The organism is Bacillus sp. NPDC057893, from assembly GCF_042796455.1.
Classification (GTDB): Bacteria; Bacillota; Bacilli; order Bacillales; family Bacillaceae_G; genus Bacillus_A.
Genome location: NZ_JBHVNG010000004.1, coordinates 191,855 through 209,091 on the forward strand (window position 1 = coordinate 191,855; position 17,237 = coordinate 209,091).

The 17,237-nt window shown below is 35.1% G+C and carries 13 protein-coding genes, 1 pseudogene and 3 other annotated features; of the genes and pseudogenes, 12 read left to right on the forward strand and 2 right to left on the reverse strand.

The genetic code is table 11. The annotated features are described in order from the left end of the window. From ACFVQC_RS19410 to ACFVQC_RS19420, 3 genes are all read left to right on the forward strand, one after another. Positions 1-963 (forward strand): 3D domain-containing protein (locus ACFVQC_RS19410; RefSeq protein WP_377898966.1); only part of this gene is annotated, 963 nt, incomplete at its 5' end. A gap of 346 nt (positions 964-1,309) precedes the next feature. Next, positions 1,310-1,726, forward strand: a complete 417-nt coding sequence (locus tag ACFVQC_RS19415; RefSeq protein WP_377898967.1) for an SMI1/KNR4 family protein — start codon at positions 1,310-1,312, stop codon at positions 1,724-1,726. Between the two features lie 52 nt (positions 1,727-1,778). Next, positions 1,779-2,453, forward strand: coding sequence for a hypothetical protein (locus tag ACFVQC_RS19420; RefSeq protein WP_377898968.1), 675 nt, complete (start codon positions 1,779-1,781; stop codon positions 2,451-2,453). A gap of 30 nt (positions 2,454-2,483) precedes the next feature. Here ACFVQC_RS19420 and ACFVQC_RS19425 read toward each other — a convergent pair whose 3' ends face one another. Beyond that, complete coding sequence (locus ACFVQC_RS19425; protein WP_377898969.1) at positions 2,484-3,002, reverse strand: kinase; 519 nt, start codon at positions 3,000-3,002, stop codon at positions 2,484-2,486. 103 nt (positions 3,003-3,105) lie between these two features. Between ACFVQC_RS19425 and ACFVQC_RS19430 the strand changes: the two are divergent. From ACFVQC_RS19430 to ACFVQC_RS19455, 6 genes and pseudogenes are all read left to right on the forward strand, one after another. After that, positions 3,106-3,414: pseudogene (locus ACFVQC_RS19430) on the forward strand (YfzA family protein). A 48-nt stretch (positions 3,415-3,462) separates the two neighbouring features. Further along, positions 3,463-3,963: a GNAT family N-acetyltransferase gene (locus tag ACFVQC_RS19435; protein ID WP_377899172.1), complete on the forward strand. Its 501-nt coding sequence runs from the start codon at positions 3,463-3,465 to the stop codon at positions 3,961-3,963. A 43-nt stretch (positions 3,964-4,006) separates the two neighbouring features. Continuing rightward, positions 4,007-4,528, forward strand: a complete 522-nt coding sequence (locus ACFVQC_RS19440) for a cysteine hydrolase family protein (protein ID WP_377892951.1) — start codon at positions 4,007-4,009, stop codon at positions 4,526-4,528. A gap of 493 nt (positions 4,529-5,021) precedes the next feature. Further along, a complete protein-coding gene (locus ACFVQC_RS19445) occupies positions 5,022-5,645 on the forward strand; it encodes a TetR/AcrR family transcriptional regulator (protein ID WP_377898970.1) in 624 nt (207 codons plus the stop codon). A gap of 136 nt (positions 5,646-5,781) precedes the next feature. Continuing rightward, on the forward strand, positions 5,782-7,545 hold the full coding sequence (locus ACFVQC_RS19450; protein ID WP_377898971.1) for an ABC transporter ATP-binding protein: 1,764 nt from the start codon (positions 5,782-5,784) through the stop codon (positions 7,543-7,545). Then, positions 7,538-9,367: an ABC transporter ATP-binding protein gene (locus tag ACFVQC_RS19455; protein WP_377898972.1), complete on the forward strand. Its 1,830-nt coding sequence runs from the start codon at positions 7,538-7,540 to the stop codon at positions 9,365-9,367. Before ACFVQC_RS19450 ends, ACFVQC_RS19455 begins: the two co-directional genes overlap by 8 nt. Positions 9,368-9,768: 401 nt before the next feature. On the opposite strand, the gene ACFVQC_RS19460 is transcribed toward ACFVQC_RS19455, so the two are convergent. Then, positions 9,769-10,206: a YndM family protein gene (locus tag ACFVQC_RS19460; RefSeq protein WP_377892945.1), complete on the reverse strand. Its 438-nt coding sequence runs from the start codon at positions 10,204-10,206 to the stop codon at positions 9,769-9,771. Positions 10,207-10,356: 150 nt separating this feature from the next. Between ACFVQC_RS19460 and ACFVQC_RS19465 the strand changes: the two genes are divergently transcribed. The 3 genes from ACFVQC_RS19465 (at position 10,357) to aroC (ending at position 17,229) form a co-directional block, all read left to right on the forward strand. Then, the gene (locus tag ACFVQC_RS19465) at positions 10,357-13,869 is read left to right on the forward strand and encodes a DUF4020 domain-containing protein (RefSeq protein ID WP_377898973.1); all 3,513 of its coding nucleotides are present in this window, start codon (positions 10,357-10,359) and stop codon (positions 13,867-13,869) included. Between the two features lie 108 nt (positions 13,870-13,977). Next, positions 13,978-14,214: a binding site (T-box leader), on the forward strand. A gap of 54 nt (positions 14,215-14,268) precedes the next feature. Further along, positions 14,269-14,503: a binding site (T-box leader), on the forward strand. Between the two features lie 194 nt (positions 14,504-14,697). Further along, the gene (locus tag ACFVQC_RS19470; protein WP_002147144.1) at positions 14,698-15,774 is read left to right on the forward strand and encodes a bifunctional 3-deoxy-7-phosphoheptulonate synthase/chorismate mutase; all 1,077 of its coding nucleotides are present in this window, start codon (positions 14,698-14,700) and stop codon (positions 15,772-15,774) included. Positions 15,775-15,783: 9 nt separating this feature from the next. Further along, positions 15,784-16,003: a binding site (T-box leader), on the forward strand. A gap of 53 nt (positions 16,004-16,056) precedes the next feature. Continuing rightward, positions 16,057-17,229, forward strand: coding sequence for a chorismate synthase (aroC, locus tag ACFVQC_RS19475; RefSeq protein ID WP_377892941.1), 1,173 nt, complete (start codon positions 16,057-16,059; stop codon positions 17,227-17,229). Positions 17,230-17,237: the final 8 nt, after the last annotated feature.

A 17,237-nucleotide genomic window follows, 5' to 3' on the forward strand; every position in this document is an offset into this window, starting at 1 on the left:
GTACAAGAAGAAGCAAAGCCTAGGGAAGAAGTAAAAGTACAAGTACAAGAAGAAGCAAAGCCTAGGGAAGAAGTAAAAGTACAAGAAGAAGCAAAGCCTAGGGAAGAAGTAAAAGTACAAGAAGAAGCAAAGCCTAGGGAAGAAGTACAAGTACAAGAAGAAGCAAAGCCTAGGGAAGAAGTAAAAGTACAAGTACAAGAAGAAGCAAAGCCTAGGGAAGAAGTAAAAGTACAAGAAGAAGCAAAGCCTAAGGAAGAAGCAAAAGCACAAGAAATAGCCAAAGCAAAAGAAGAAGCGAAAGCACGAGAAATAGCAAAAGCGAAAGAAGAAGCGAAAGCGCAAGAAATAGCCAAAGCAAAAGAAGAAGCGAAAGCGCAAGAAATAGCCAAGGCTAAGGAAGAAGCAAAAGCACAAGAAATAGCCAAAGCAAAAGAAGAAGCGAAAGCGCAAGAAATAGCCAAAGCAAAAGAAGAAGTGAAAGCGCAAGAAATAGCCAAAGCGAAGGAAGAAGCAAAAGCACAAGAAATAGCCAAAGCAAAAGAAGAAGCGAAAGCGCAAGAAATAGCAAAAGCAAAAGAAGAAGCAAAAGCACGAGAAATAGCAATGGCTAAGGAAGAAGCAAAAGCAAAAGAAGTATCTAAAAATAACACACAGTCTGCTAAACGTGAACTAACAGTAGTAGCGACAGCTTATACTGCTGATCCAAGTGAAAATGGTACATATGGTGGACGCGTTTTAACTGCGATGGGTCATGATTTAACGGCAAATCCTAATATGAGAATTATCGCAGTAGATCCGAAGGTAATCCCATTAGGATCTAAAGTATGGGTAGAAGGTTATGGAGAAGCTATTGCTGGTGATACCGGAAGTGCAATTAAAGGTAATCGTATTGATGTTTTAATGGGTTCAAAAAGTAAGGCAATGAATTGGGGAAGACAAACAGTTAAAGTAAAAGTTCTATAATAACGATAGTTATCCAAATGGAAGTCAGTTCTCTTTATTGAGACTGGCTTTTATTTTTTGAGCTAATGTGATGCATTGAAAAACCATGTTGATTTAATATAGGAGTTTTAAAGGGAGTATTACTAAATATGCACGAAAACATAAATGAAACTTGTGTTATGTTTATAAAATACAACTATTAAGAATGAAGTGAGGAACTAGAGAAGAATAGTATGATGGCAGCGAAGAGTTAACATATAATGAAATATATAAATCAGATCAAATCATTTACTAAGCATTTTTACTCATAATAGTGTAATTAAGTTCAAAGGATAGGTGTATTTCATGAAAGAAATAAGAGGATATATTGAAACAAAGAAACAAAGAAACAAAGAAACAAGGAGTATTTGAATTACATATAAAAGAAACCGAAGAAAAGTTAGGTGCTATTTTTCCAGCACAATATAGGGATCTTTTTAAATTAGTTAATAACGCCGAAATAGGAGAATGGATACTATATCCTATTAAAGATAATAGAAATTTAGTGAAAACTTGGGATGATATAGTTAGACAAAACGTTGAGTTGAGCGATGAGCATATGCCTGAAGATTTTATTATAATTGGTGACGATGGTTCAGGAGATAAATTGTGCTTTAAAATAAATAACGGAATAATGGATGATGAAATATATATTTGGTATCACGAAGATGAAGAAATGGAAGAAATAGCCCCAAGTTTAAAAGGATTTATTTTAGAAACTATTCAGGAAGACGATGTTTTTTAGTGTTAATGATTATAATATAATGAATCAGATGTATTTAAAGCGAGGATGGAATATGACAATAGAATTATATGGCGCACATTACAATGAAATAAAAGGGTATAGAGTAATTGAAGGGAAAGATTCATATACTCATTACTTTGGTGGTCAAGATTGCAATTTGCCAGTATGTAAGCTATGCGGTGAGAAGATGCATCAAATTCTCTGTTTTGATTTGAAAGATGAGAGGCTTGCTAAATTTAAAAGTGGTGAATTAAATGTTTTACCATTAGTTTCTTGTCTGAACTGTGCGATGGTGTGGGAACCTCAATATTTTCAGTTAAGTAATGAGGGTAAAACAGTTCAAATAATAAAGCAGGATAATACGGAAGATTGGGTAATGGAAGATGAGTATAAGCTACCGGTTCACCTACCAAAAACGAATGTAAAGTTAACGAATATGCAAAATGAAGATATACCTACTGATGAAGATAGTTACTGGGAAGCTTTTGACTTATTCGGTTCGGAATATGTATGTAGATTGTTAGGAGCGCCTTTATATGATGATGCTCCAGAAAATTTGGGATGTCCAACTTGTTCTAAAGAGATGAAGTATGTTGCTACAATTACACAAGACCTTGAAAAACGGGAACTTATTTCAGTAGTTGATTTTCAGTTTGGGGAAATGAATATATATTATTATTTATGTAAAGAGTGTTCCGTTATGAAAACTGAAATACAAAGTACATAATAAAAATAAGACTGACTCATTCTGTCAGTCTTATTTTTGTTTTGTAACCTCATTAAGAATCGCATGAAATATGTCTTTTTGTGTGAAATTATCTGTAAAAACAGTTTCTCTATCTACTTCAATTGTATCGTGAGGATTATACCATTTACTCAATAAATCCTCTCCAAACTCAAGTCGTTTTTCTCTAGTATTATGCCGTCTAATCGTTTCTTCGAGTGATAAATCGAAGTAATATGTATACGCGTTTCCTTCAAAATAATATATCAATTCTTTTAACATATCTCCATATCTACGACTGTTTAAAATACCTTCTAAAATAACAAATTCACATTTTCCTTTTCCGTACTTCGTAATTTCAAAGATTAAATCATGAGATAAGTTACCCATCGTGTCGTGTACTTTTAACATATCTCTACGCACGACATCTTGAGAGACTAGAAGTGTTCCTTGCCCGAAATGTTCTTGTAATTTCTTTGCGATTGTTGTTTTGCCACTCGCGGAGTTTCCCCTAAGGATAATTAAAGTTGATTTTTGTATAGGATTAGACATAATATATTTCCCCCCAACACCTTTGAATATATAGAAGATTTTAACAAAATTTGCAAGGGAAGTGTATAATCAATTTGATAGGAATAAAAAAGGTGGGAGATAGATGGGAAATAAATTAAATAAAGCGCAGCCGATTTGGAAGTGAAATTGGTTTCGTTATTTAGGGGCATTTATAATTGTGCAATTTATTTTTATAATTTGTGATGTTGCCGAATGGGCACCAAACTTTAGACCAGGAGGAGAATTTTTTAATAGAATTTTAAATTCTCAATTTTTCACGGAATGGTTCACTCCATATAAAGTCCCTCAGTTTAATTTATTTACAGCGTTTTTTGCGATAACATTACTACCATATGCACTAGTAGGTGCAATTAAAGATGTAATATCAAAGAAAAATATTAATGAACAATAGAGGTGTAACATGCTTTTTCAAAAAGGATAATTATGGGTTAAGTACGTAATAGAAAACGACGCACCTATCATTTCTAAATGGTTAAAAGACCCAGAAGTCCTACGGTATTACGAAGGAAGAGATAATCCGCAATCTGTAGAAAAGGTACTTGAACATTTTATACATAATCCAAACAGTGATGAAAAAAGATGTTTAATAGAATTTGATGAAGTGCCGATCGGTTATATTCAAATGTACGCAGTTGATTCTGAATGGAAAGCGTTATATGGATATGAAGAATCGCATAATGTATGGGGGATGGATCAATTTATCGGAGAACCGACCTTTTGGGGAAAGGGAATTGGAACAAAACTCGTTCAAGCAGCGATTACATACATTATAGAAAACGTGGGAGCGGAAGCAATCGCAATGGACCCTAAAGTAAATAATGAACGCGCGATAAAGTGTTATGAAAAATGCGGATTTAAAAAAGTGAAGGTTTTAAAGGAACATGAGTTACATGAGGGGAAATTAGAAGATTGTTGGATAATGGAATATAAACAATTATAATACTTTATGTAAGGGCTTATACAAACAAAGGGGGATGCGCGAAATGAAAAAAGCATTAATAGTAATTGATGTGCAAGCAGGTATGTATACAGCAGGAATGCCACATAATGGGGAAAAGTTATTAAAAACATTGCAAGAGCTTATTGGGGAATGTCGTTCAAATGATATTCCAGTTATTTATGTTCAACATAATGGGTCAAAAGACGATCCGTTAGAAAAAGGTACAGATGGCTGGCAAATCCATGCGGCGATTGCACCGCGAGAAGGAGACAATATTGTTGAAAAGACGACGCCAGATTCATTCTATAAGACGAACTTAAACGAACTGTTACAAGAAAAAGGAATTGAACACGTTATTATTTCAGGAATGCAAACAGAGTACTGTGTGGATACGACAACTCGCAGAGCGTTTAGTGAAGGATATAAAGTAACGTTAGTGAGTGATGCACATAGTACCTTTGAAACAGAAGTATTGCGTGCTGAAGATATTGTTAAGCATCATAACGCAGTGTTTAGAGCGTTTGCTGATGTTGTTGCACTAAACGATTTGAAGGTAGAAGCATAAGTGGGAATGGGGCCGTCTCTATATGAGGGGCCTCTTTATTATTGGGATTTTTAAAGTAAAACTAAGATAGAAATAAAACATTGCATTGATGTATACATTAAATCTTCGTAGTGTCAGATGTTATATTTTTAGTATATGTCTCTTTATCATTCGGTACTCTATGTATCAAGAAATAAAAAAGATGAGGGGATTCCCGATAAACAATAGTTAAATGAGTATGACACATTGTCATGCGATAATGATTTATACTCAATTATGACACGTTGTCATATGATGGTTAGATTAGAGGGAATGATGTTTTTAAACAAGTTGTGTTAGTGTACTTACAAAGCTGGATTCAATAGAATTATTAAAATTTAATTAGAATAATGGCGATTATCCATTAATAGGGCTTAAATGATCTCTTGCATTTTTTAGAATAGTACTAATGAAAAAGAGCAATATTTATAAAAGGATATGACATGTTGTCACATATTTGATAGGAGGAAGAAGGATGCCTAAACAAACATTTTTTAATTTGGAAAGAGAAAAAAAAGAAGTATTAATTCAGGCAGCGATGAAAGAATTTTCAAGAGTTCCACTATTCGAAGCATCGATTTCCAATATTATTAAAGATGCTAGAATACCGAGGGGAAGTTTTTATCAATACTTTGAGGATAAAGAAGATGTTTTCTTCTTTTTATTAAATGATCATTCTAAAAAAGATAATGAAAAGTTTATTTCAATATTAAAAGAAAATGAGGGTGATCTATTTGACTCATATATTGAATTGTATCAATACATCTTGAAAAAATTTCAAAACTTAGAAAATCGAAACTTTTTTAGGAACGCCTTTTTAAATATGAATTATAAAGTTGAAAATACATTTACTCGGAATATGAATGAGGATGATCATAAAAATAGATTGTCTGAAATCATGATTTTAATAAATAAAGAAAAATTAAATATTGCAGAGGAACGAGAAATATTCCATGTCATGAAGATTATCACGGCGGTGACTTTTCACAATCTTATTCAAAATTTCGCGAAGGAAATACCATTCGATGAATCGGTGAAAAACTATACTTTAGAACTTTCATTACTAAAAAAAGGGCTCTATAAAAGGGTGGATAATTAAATGATATCCATAAAAAAAGTGGGGGATTTAATAGGGTGACTTCTTTTATTAGTAACCGACGTGAAGGTGATTCTATTTAGAATTATTTTTCACTATATCATTGGCAAATTAACGAAAAATGAGGAGAAATGTAAATATGTTGAAAATATTTAAATACTTAAAACAAAAAGAATGGATACTTATTGTTGCTAGTATTGTGTTCATTGTAGGTCAAGTTTGGTTAGATTTGAAGCTACCAGATTTTATGTCTGAAATTACGACCCTTGTACAGACAAAGGGTAGCGAAACGAGCGATATATGGGCAGCAGGAGGAAAGATGCTTTTATGTGCTCTCGGCAGTATGGTATTGTCAGTTATTGTTGGTTATTTTGCGGCAAGAGTAGCAACATCTCTTTCAAAAGAATTAAGAAAAGGGGTATTTGACAAAACGCTATCTTTCTCCATGGAAGAAATTAATGGTTTTTCAACGGCAAGTCTTATTACTCGTTCTACTAATGATATAACACAAATACAGCAGACTGTTGCAATGGGTCTTCAAGTTATGATTAAAGCCCCTATCCTTGCGGTTTGGGCCATTTTGAAAATTACAGGGAAAAGTTGGGAATGGTCAGCGGCAACAGGAGTAGCTGTCGTTGCTTTGCTTGTAATGATAGGCAGCATTATCATCTTTGTGTTACCGAAATTTAAAGTAGTTCAAAAAATGACAGATAATCTGAACCTAGTAACAAGAGAAGGTTTAACTGGTATTCGTGTTGTTCATGCCTATAACGCACAAGAGTATCAGGAGAAAAAATTTGAAAAAGCAAATAAAGATTTAACAGATACTAATCTTTTGGTGAACCGTCTGATGGCCATTATGCAACCGGGTATGGGTCTAATTATGTCAGTTTTAACTCTTTCTATCTATTGGATTGGGGCTTATTTGATTATGAACGCAGGTGGAATGGATCGAATCGGTTTGTTCAGTGATATGGTAGTATTTTCGTCTTATGCAATGCAGGTGGTTATGGCGTTTATGTTATTGGCGATGACGTTCATTATGCTACCGAGAGCATCAGTATCTGCAGCACGTATTAATGAAGTACTAGATACGCCTCAGACAATTACCGATGGAGAAATACAATCGTCACCTAAGGGAATAGAAGGTGAAATCGAACTGCGTAATGTCAGCTTTAAATATCCTGATGCAGGAGAATATGTTTTGAAAGATATTAGTTTTACGGCACATAAAGGTGAAACTGTCGCTTTTATTGGCTCTACTGGTAGTGGTAAAAGTACGCTGATTAATTTAATCCCAAGATTTTATGACGTTACTGAGGGAGAGGTTATAGTCGACGGAATCAATGTAAAAGAGTATGCACAAGAAACCCTTCATAATAAGCTTGGTTATGTGTCTCAAAAAGCCGTATTATTTTCAGGTACAGTAAAATCCAATGTGGCATACGGTGATAACGGCCAAACCTTGCCGACAGATGAGGATATCAAAAAAGCGGTGGAAATTGCCCAAGGAAAAGAATTTGTAGAAAAAATGGATGGCGAATATAGTGCTGATATTGCCCAAGGCGGTACAAACCTTTCTGGAGGACAAAAACAACGCCTTTCTATTGCAAGAGCAGTGAGCAGAAATCCAGAAATCTTTATTTTTGATGATTCATTCTCTGCTTTAGATTATAAAACAGACCGTCAGCTTCGTTCTACCTTGAAAAAAGAAACGAAAGGTGCAACCACTTTGATTGTAGCGCAGCGAATTGGAACGATTAAAGATGCTGATAAAATCATCGTTCTTGATGAAGGTAAAATCGTTGGTATGGGAACACATGGTGAATTGTTGGAAAATTGTAAGACTTATCAGGAAATTGCCTATTCACAATTATCGAAGGAGGAGCTGGGAAATGCGTAATAATCAAACAAATAGTCCTCGAAAAGGTGCCGGTGGTCCAGGAGGAATGCCAGTTCCTGGAGAAAAGCCAAAGAACTTTAAAAAACCGTGGGGAAAGTTAATTGCCTATTGTAAACCGTATTTACCAGCGATTATCTTTGCACTTGTATTGGCAGCTGTAGGAACCATTTTCACTATCATTGGACCAAATATGCTTAGTGAGATAACCGATTTAATTACAGAGGGTATTGCAGGTAAGATTGATATTACCGCTATAGGAAATATTGCTCTACTTCTTGCTATTTTGTACGGACTGAGTTTTATTTTCAGCTATATTCAGTCGTTTATTATGGCTACTATTACTCAGCGAGTATCCAAACGGTTACGTACGGATATTGCTGACAAAATCGATAAATTACCATTAAAATACTTTGACTCTACAACATATGGAGATGTGTTAAGTCGTGTCACGAATGATGTGGATATGATTGGTCAGACTTTAAATCAAAGTGTTGGTTCGTTAGTGACAGCGGTCGTTATGTTCTTAGGGTCTTTAATTATGATGTTCTCTATTAATGTTACGATGACACTTTCTGCTATTGCTGCAACGGCCGTTGGGTTTGTATTAATGATTTTCATCATATCCAAATCGCAAAAATATTTCATACGTCAGCAGAAGGACCTTGGTAGAATGAATGGTCATATTGAAGAAATCTATTCAGGGCATGATGTACTGAAAGTTTATAACGGTGATAAAGAAGCGAAGCAACAATTTAATAAAGTCAATGAAAGTCTTTTTAGAAGTGCATGGAGATCACAGTTTATGTCTGGGATGATGATGCCTCTTATGATCTTCATTGGAAATTTAGGTTATGTTGTTGTTTGTGTAGTAGGTGCTACACTAGCGATGAAAGGTACCATTACATTTGGTGTAATCGTTTCATTTATGGTTTATATCCGCTTATTTACACAGCCATTGTCCCAGCTAGCACAGGCAGCTACAAGCTTGCAGTCAACTGCTGCAGCAAGCGAACGTGTATTTGAATTTTTAGGCGAAGGTGAGCTTGAAGACGAAAGTGATAAAGAAGTTATGTTAGATGCCAATGATGTTAAAGGTAATGTGGAATTTAAAAACGTTAAGTTTGGATATACGAAAGAGAAGCTTATTATTAAAGATTTCTCTGCTCATATAAAATCCGGCCAAAAAGTCGCAATTGTCGGACCTACTGGTGCTGGAAAAACAACGCTTGTTAATCTCCTCATGCGTTTCTATGAAGTAGATAGTGGAGAAATCAAGATTGAGGATGTATCGACTAAGTCGATTACCCGTAAAAATGTTCATGATCTATTTTGTATGGTATTACAAGATACTTGGTTATTCGAAGGTACGATTAAGGAAAATATCATTTATAATAAAGAAGATGTAACTGATGAAGAAGTAGTTGCAGCTTGTAAGGCAGTAGGTTTGGACCATTTTATTAAAACTTTACCGAAAGGTTACGATACAGCATTAAATGATAAAGCGAGTTTATCTGTAGGACAAAAACAGCTACTTACTATTGCAAGGGCAATGGTAAAAAAAGCACCGTTGCTTATTTTAGACGAGGCCACTAGTTCCGTTGACACTCGTACTGAAGCGCTTATTCAAGAGGCGATGGATAAATTGATGGTGGATAAAACATCATTTGTTATTGCGCATAGACTTTCAACGATTAGAAACGCCGATTTGATTTTGGTTATGAAAGACGGAGATGTTATTGAAAGTGGTAATCACGAAGAGTTAATTGCAGAAAAAGGATTCTATGCGGATTTATACAATAGTCAGTTTGAAGACGCATCTTAAAAATCGAAATGGTTTTGTTTTAAGCAAAGAAAAAGCAGGAATAAGTCGAGAAATAAGAAGTATTATTTAGTCAATAAATTATAAAGTTTGATTATCCCCTTAAAGGAGATAGTGTATAAAACTACATTTTCAATGTGGAATGTTACACTATACCTGAAGGGGATTTTTTATGGAGAAAAATATAACAACATTTCCAAAGTATATAGAGGGGGGAATGGAAAACGGTACATTAATGATGAATGTGACTATATTTTGAATCAAAAGTAATTCACGTAGTATCACTTTCTTGTCTAAATATGTTGGTGAATCGATATAGCTGCTTATGTAATTTCATGTACCGAATTTACAGTACAAAAAAAGGAGCACCACATAATCAAAAGGGGAGCTCCTTCACCAAAACGTTACTTCTTCTTATCTTTATCCAACACATTCTGTTCTTCAGCGAACTCCGTACCATATGCAAGGCGGCGATTAATTCGAATGTTATCATTGTTGTGCCTTGAGTGGGAATTAGAAAAGCGATGGACGATTACTTCTGATAATGTAAAGACGATGGCAGAAAGGATACTGCCCCATGCAATTTGCATGTAGTTGTCTAATAAAATATTACCGAAAATCCAAACGCTTAAATACGTAAGTAAGAAATCCGTCATAATGGCAGCGGAATTGCCAATTCGATTTAAAATAATTTTATCAACAAACATATAAGAAACGATTGTGACGAAGAGACTAAAAGAAATGATTTGGACGAGCGTTGCTGGGAAAAATAGAGCTAGTCCGATACTAAAAGCGATGATGCATGATATAAATTTGATAAGTATTACAGTAATATCACTCAATATTTACACCTCCCATTTATACATAGTTTTACAATAAATTCAGGAGTTCATACATTGGAACGGTTTAATTTATATAAAACTTTATCACATCGAAATCTTATCTAAATATTAAAAAAACAATCAAAAAATGTTATAGTGAAATGAGAGCGTATGACATTTTTAGGTAAGGGGGAATCCGGGATGTGGATTACTTCAGAAGTAGAAATTCCAGATGAGTTAATCGATCACCTTGAACAAGGGAAGTTAGTATTATTCGTTGGAGCAGGAGTTTCTATGAAGGGGAAATCAAACTTACCGAATTTCGATGATTTAGTTGATGAAATTTCGAAAGCTTTATATGTCGAAAGGCGTGAGATGACAGAACCCCACGATTATTATCTCGGTAAAATTGCGAAAACGAAAGATGTGCATCAAGTTGCAAGAGACCTCGTTAATATAGAAAAATCAAAACCAAATTCATTACACTATGCGATTCCAAGGCTGTTTCCGTTAGATACGGATGTTCGAATTGTAACGACAAACTTTGATCAACATTTTACGTCTGTAATTGCAGAAATGAATAGAGAGCTGAATATTTATTATGCACCTGCTTTACCGACAGGGAGAGCGTTTAAAGGGTTGGCTTACATACATGGGAATATAGAACAAGAGAAAGAAGCTTTAATTTTAACGGATGGTGATTTTGGAAGGGCTTACTTAACAGAAGGATGGGCGAGACGATTTTTAGTTGATTTATTTTCAAATTACACTGTTTTATTCGTTGGGTATAGTCATAATGATCCTGTAATGAAATATTTAGCAACAGGCTTACCACCGAGTACAAGGCGTTATGCTTTCGTCGCACAAGGGGATAATACATATCATTGGGAGCATTTAGGGATAAGACCGATTGTGTATCCGAATAAAGCAAATAATCATCAGGCACTTGTCAAAGCTGTGAAGCGGTGGGCGGAATTAATGGGGGATAATTATATTACGAAAAGAATGCGTATTCGTGATATTGTAACCGTTCCTCCATCAGTAGAGCAGGAGCAATTATCGTATATAAAACAGTCAATAAAAAAAATTGAGACCGTTCGGTACTTTGTTGAATTTGCTCGTGATTACGAGTGGGTGGAATGGCTTGAAGCGGAGGGGAAACTAAGAAATTTATTTCGGCTTACAGCAAATTACGATGAAGTAGATGAATTACTTGCAGAATGGTTAGTGGAGCAATTCCTTTTTACTCATCAAAAAGAACTATTTCAATTGATTTTTAAAAATCATTCTAAAATATCCCCGTTATTGTGGCGAATAATTTGTACTTACTTGAACGATACGAAAGAAACGATGGATCCTTTGTTGTTTACAAAATGGACATTGCTTATATTAGAAACGGCAGAAAAAGATAGTAGCTCTATTGAAATGATTTCATACTTACTGCAAAAATGTTCTTTCCCAGAGCATAAAGAAATTGCTTTATTGTTACTAACGTTTATTTTAGATGGAAAACTTAAATTGAAGCGTGTAAGAAAATGGGAAAATGATGCGCAAGAATCAATTGAACTAGAGGAATCGAGTCGTTTACCGGTGTCTAAATTTTCTCATGTGGAGCTAATTTGGAATGATAAGATGAGACCGCATATTACTTATTACGCTGTTCCAATTATGGTGATGGGATTAGAAAAGATGCGCCTGTTGTCATTAAGACAAACAGCACTGAAAAAAAGAAATAAGGATAATGTAGAGAGAGAGTTTTATCAAAATGACCTCGCATTTTTAATTCAAATTGTAAAAGAGTGTCTTACATATTTATGTGAAAACAACGAGAAAAAAGCGGATTATTATATTACCGAAATGATAGAAACAGATAGTATACTTCAAAAGCGAATCGCGATTGAAGCGATGAATAAAAATGTGTTCGTTACTGCGGATGTCAAATTGAAGTGGTTACTACATGAAGGCCTTCTGCTAGATTTCACATATAAACATGAAGTGTTTCAACTTTTAAAGAATTATTATGCAGATGCTTTAGAAGAAACAAAAGAAGAAGTGATTCAAACTGTATTAGAACATCTTGCAGAAGAGAGGGCGTTTGATGCTTGTCTCGTATTAGATTCATTATTTGCATGCGATGCGAATAGTCGATGCACGATAGAAGGATATGAATTAATGAAACAAAAGCACCCTCATTTTTCTTCTGATCGATACAGTATTCCGAAGAAAGAATCTATTGAACAAAGCATTACTTGTAATGTAACAGCTGATGGATTACTACAGCTGAAAGACGATGAAATAATGAAGCAAGTTCTGCAATTTTCTCAAGATGGTGTTTTTGAGCAACGTCATTTTTTAGAGATGTTATCAAAAGCATGTAAATTGAATGTAGAGTGGAGTATTTCGTTTGCTTATCAACTAGTAGGCGTACATGAAATTAGTAATGAAGTTTGGTTTGTTTGTATTAGAGAATGGCGAAATAATAGGAATTTAACGAGTGAGCAAATTCAAAGGATTATTCCGTTATTGCAGAAGTTTTCTCGAAATACTACTTTACATTGGTTAATTAGTAGTTTTCTATATGAAATTAGCAATCGATTAGAAGAGCTAGAAGAAAATAGTATACGGGTTGTAAAGCGCTTTGCTTTTTCCGTATTTCCACATGTTATGAGAGGGGAAACAGATTTTAAAATTGGAAAACAAGAGTTTTACAATGAGTCTATACAACATCCTGCTGGGAAGATGACAGCTGTATTGCTAAAACTGTTAGCGTACGATCACTTATATGATCGCAATGTATATGAATATTTATTTTTATTTGAGGAACAGGTAAGGGTTACTTCGGAAAGAACGAACTTTATGTTAGCTCGTTTAACAGCAGATATTACGTTTTTATACCATATTGAGAAGCAATGGTGTCGAAAATATTTATTACCTTACTTAGATTTAAAGAAAGAAAACGAGCTGACCAAATATGCGTGGGCGGGATTATGTTATACGCAAATTAATTTACCTCTATTTACAGAAATAAAGAGATATATTAAATATGCGGTAGAACATTTAGAGGTGCTGCATCCGTATACGAGAGAAGCATTTTTAAAATGGCTTAGCTTTGTATTTATTAAATGTGTACTGTATTGGGAGCAAAAAACAGATTGGTTATACCCACTCTTAATGCAAGTAAACGAAAATAATAAAATTAAATTTATGCAGTATGTATGCTACTACGTAAAAACGTTAAGCGGAAAAGAACAACAAAAATTTTGGACAGCATGGCTAAGTGTATTTTTAAGAGAACGTCCGAAAATGGGTGTAATAACTACGAGAGAATATATGATGCTTTTACGTATTGTATTATGTATGGATGAGATTTTAGAAAAAGGACTTTGTGTTATATCAAGTAAATTTCTAGGTGTAGAAGGGCAATGCAATCAAGAGGAAATGAAACAGTTATTTACTGAGATGCTTGAAAAGAAGAATAGCATGAAAGAATATAAAGGGCTTTATGCAAATGTCTTTTTTATTTTACTTCAAACACGTCAAGAAGCTGATTTACTTGAGAAGGAAATCATACAAATAAAAGAACAATTAATTGAGTATGGAGTAGAAAAACACGTATTAAAATTAATTGAAAATGAGATGATTCGTATCGGAATAGTAATGGAGAATTTGCAAGAAGAATTCTAGGGTGAAAGCGGAATTTTTTTTAAAAAAATAAAAAGTTGTTGACAGTGTTTTAAAAAGCGTTCTATAATACAAATCATACTTATTCAATTTCAAAAACATTTGAATAAACAAAGTGCAATGAAGAGATCACAGTAGTGGTTAGTCTTACTGTAACAGAGAGCTGGTGGTTGGTGTGAACCAGTACAGGGATAATCATGAATTACAGTCTTGGAGCATCTTTTTCGTAGTAAAGATACAATTGTCTTTATGAAGAAAGAGCGGTCAAATGATCGTTAACAGTGAAGAGAGGTAGACGGAAAGTTAGTCTACAACTAGGGTGGTACCGCGATAAATATCGTCCCTACTGATTTATTCAGTAGGGAATTTTTGTATTTTGACGGTCCAACTTGAAAATATAATAAACATGCGTTGAAAGGAAAAGCAGTAGTTGTTGTTTCCCTGTAACAGAGAGCTGGTGGTTGGTGCGAACCAGTACAAAAACAAGAGCGAATTACAGTCCTGGAGCATCTTTTTCGTAGTAAAGATATGTATCTTTATGAAGGGAAAGACGGTCACATTGATCGTTAACAATGAAGAGAGGTAGACGAAATAAGTCTACAACTAGGGTGGTACCGCGATAAATATCGTCCCTACTGATTGAATCAGTAGGGCTTTTTTGTACAAAAAAGTGGCGTATTAACTAGTAGTTAGTGTCTTTATGGTAATTATTAGTTTAAAATAAGAAGAGGTATCGATTCCACTTTAAATTTGTATAATTAACCAGTTCTGAAAATAGAGAATTTTTCATTCTCTTACTATACTTTTAAAACATTAGAGGAGGATTTCCAAATGGCAAATCATGAATTAGATCAATTACGTAAACAGGTAGATGAAATTAACTTACAACTATTACACCTATTAAACAAACGCGGTGAAATCGTTCAAAAAATCGGGGAACAAAAACAAGTACAAGGTACGAAACGTTTTGACCCAGTACGTGAGCGTGAAGTGCTTGATATGATCGAAGAGCATAACGAAGGACCATTCGAAACATCAACAGTTCAGCATATTTTCAAAACGATTTTCAAAGCAAGCTTAGAATTACAAGAAGATGATAACCGTAAAGCGTTACTAGTATCACGTAAAAAGAAAAAAGAAAATACAATCGTTAATGTGAAAGGCGAATTGATTGGAAACGGAACACAAACGTTCATCATGGGACCTTGTGCAGTAGAAAGCTTAGAGCAAGTTCGCCAAGTAGGGCAAGCGATGAAAGATCAAGGGCTAAAATTAATGCGCGGTGGTGCTTTCAAACCGAGAACATCTCCATACGATTTCCAAGGTTTAGGAGTAGAAGGATTACAAATTTTACGCCAAGTAGCAGATGAATTCGACTTAGCGATTATTAGTGAAATTTTAAATCCGAACGATGTTGAAATGGCATTAGAATACGTTGATGTAATTCAAGTTGGCGCACGTAACATGCAAAACTTCGATTTACTACGAGCTGTAGGTAAAGTTAACAAGCCAGTATTACTAAAACGTGGATTAGCAGCAACAATTGATGAGTTCATTAATGCAGCGGAATACATTATTGCGCAAGGAAATGACCAAATTATTCTATGTGAGCGCGGTATTCGCACATACGAGAGAGCGACACGTAACACATTAGATATTTCAGCAGTACCGATTTTAAAGAAAGAAACACATTTACCAGTTATCGTTGACGTAACACATTCAACAGGACGTAGAGATCTATTATTACCAACAGCGAAAGCGGCACTTGCAATTGGAGCAGATGCAGTAATGGCTGAAGTTCATCCGGATCCAGCAGTTGCATTATCAGATTCTGCACAACAAATGGATATTCCAGAATTCCATAGATTCATGGATGAGTTAAAAGGTTTCAAAAATAAATTATCTTAATTCCATATCATATATGCGCTGAAGAGGAAACAGTAGTGCTTATCTCACTGTTAAAGAGAGCTGATGGTCGGTGTGAATCAGTACAAAGGTAAGCATGAATTACAGCCTTGGAGCATCTTTCTCGCCAACTTTTGAAGGGAAAGACGGTCAAACGATCGTTAAAGAAGAAGAGAGGTAGACGAAATAAGTCTACAACTAGGGTGGTACCGCGATAAACATCGTCCCTACTGAGCGCTCAGTAGGGACTTTTTTGTACAAAAAAATAGTAAAGGGGCAAGAGAAATGAGATACATTACAGCTGGAGAATCACATGGTCCGCAGTTAACAGTTATTTTAGAAGGTGTACCAGCAGGTTTATCACTAACAGCGGAACATATTAATAAAGAATTATTAAGAAGACAAAAAGGGCATGGGCGCGGAAGACGCATGCAAATTGAAACAGATACAGTTGAAATTGTAAGTGGTGTTCGTCACGGGATGGCACTTGGCTCACCGATTACGTTAATCGTAAAAAATGATGATTTCAAACATTGGACGAAAGTAATGGGTGCAGACCCGATTTCGGAGCAAGAAAGTAAAGAAATGAAGCGTACGATTACAAAACCACGTCCAGGACATGCGGATTTAAATGGAGCGATAAAGTATGGCCATCGTGACATAAGAAATGTATTAGAGCGCTCTTCTGCAAGAGAAACGACAGTTAGAGTTGCGGCTGGTGCAGTTGCGAAACAAATTTTGAAAGAACTAGGTGTGGAAATCGCAGGACATGTTCTTGAAATTGGTGGAGTAAAAGCGAAGCCTATTACTCACTTACCGATAGAAGAAATTCAAACGATTACTGAAAACTCACCTGTTCGATGTTTAGATAAAGAAGTAGAACAAGAGATGATGGATGCGATTGATGATGCGAAAAGTAGCGGGGATTCAATCGGTGGTATTGTTGAAGTAATTGCAGAAGGTATGCCAATTGGAGTTGGTAGCTACGTTCATTACGACCGTAAATTAGATGCAAAACTTGCCGGTGCTATAATGAGTGTGAATGCATTTAAAGGTGCTGAAATCGGAATTGGTTTTGAAGCGGCAAGACAGCCGGGAAGTAAAGTGCACGATGAAATTATATGGGATGAAGAAAAAGGATACACGAGAAAAACGAATAATGCGGGCGGTTTAGAAGGCGGTATGACAACAGGTATGCCAATTGTCGTAAGAGGTGTAATGAAGCCAATTCCTACATTATATAAACCGTTAGCAAGCGTAGATATTGATACGAAAGAAGCGTTCCAAGCGAGTATTGAAAGATCTGATAGTTGTGCAGTACCTGCAGCAGGTGTTGTAGCTGAAGCTGTTGTTGCATGGGAACTTGCAGCTGCGCTAGTCGAACAATTCGGAAAAGATCGCATGGAGTTATTAAAGAAAAACATTTCGCAACATAACAAATACGCAAAAGAATTTTAATGAAAAGG

Excerpts from the sequence above, each read along its gene's own strand:
- ACFVQC_RS19420 (WP_377898968.1), top strand. The coding sequence starts at position 1,779 with ATGACAATAGAATTATATGGCGCACATTACAATGAAATAAAAGGGTAT.
- ACFVQC_RS19425 (WP_377898969.1), bottom strand. The coding sequence starts at position 3,002 with ATGTCTAATCCTATACAAAAATCAACTTTAATTATCCTTAGGGGAAAC.
- ACFVQC_RS19440 (WP_377892951.1), top strand. The coding sequence starts at position 4,007 with ATGAAAAAAGCATTAATAGTAATTGATGTGCAAGCAGGTATGTATACA.
- ACFVQC_RS19445 (WP_377898970.1), top strand. The coding sequence starts at position 5,022 with ATGCCTAAACAAACATTTTTTAATTTGGAAAGAGAAAAAAAAGAAGTA.
- ACFVQC_RS19450 (WP_377898971.1), top strand. The coding sequence starts at position 5,782 with ATGTTGAAAATATTTAAATACTTAAAACAAAAAGAATGGATACTTATT.
- ACFVQC_RS19455 (WP_377898972.1), top strand. The coding sequence starts at position 7,538 with ATGCGTAATAATCAAACAAATAGTCCTCGAAAAGGTGCCGGTGGTCCA.
- ACFVQC_RS19465 (WP_377898973.1), top strand. The coding sequence starts at position 10,357 with ATGACATTTTTAGGTAAGGGGGAATCCGGGATGTGGATTACTTCAGAA.
- ACFVQC_RS19470 (WP_002147144.1), top strand. The coding sequence starts at position 14,698 with ATGGCAAATCATGAATTAGATCAATTACGTAAACAGGTAGATGAAATT.
- aroC (WP_377892941.1), top strand. The coding sequence starts at position 16,057 with ATGAGATACATTACAGCTGGAGAATCACATGGTCCGCAGTTAACAGTT.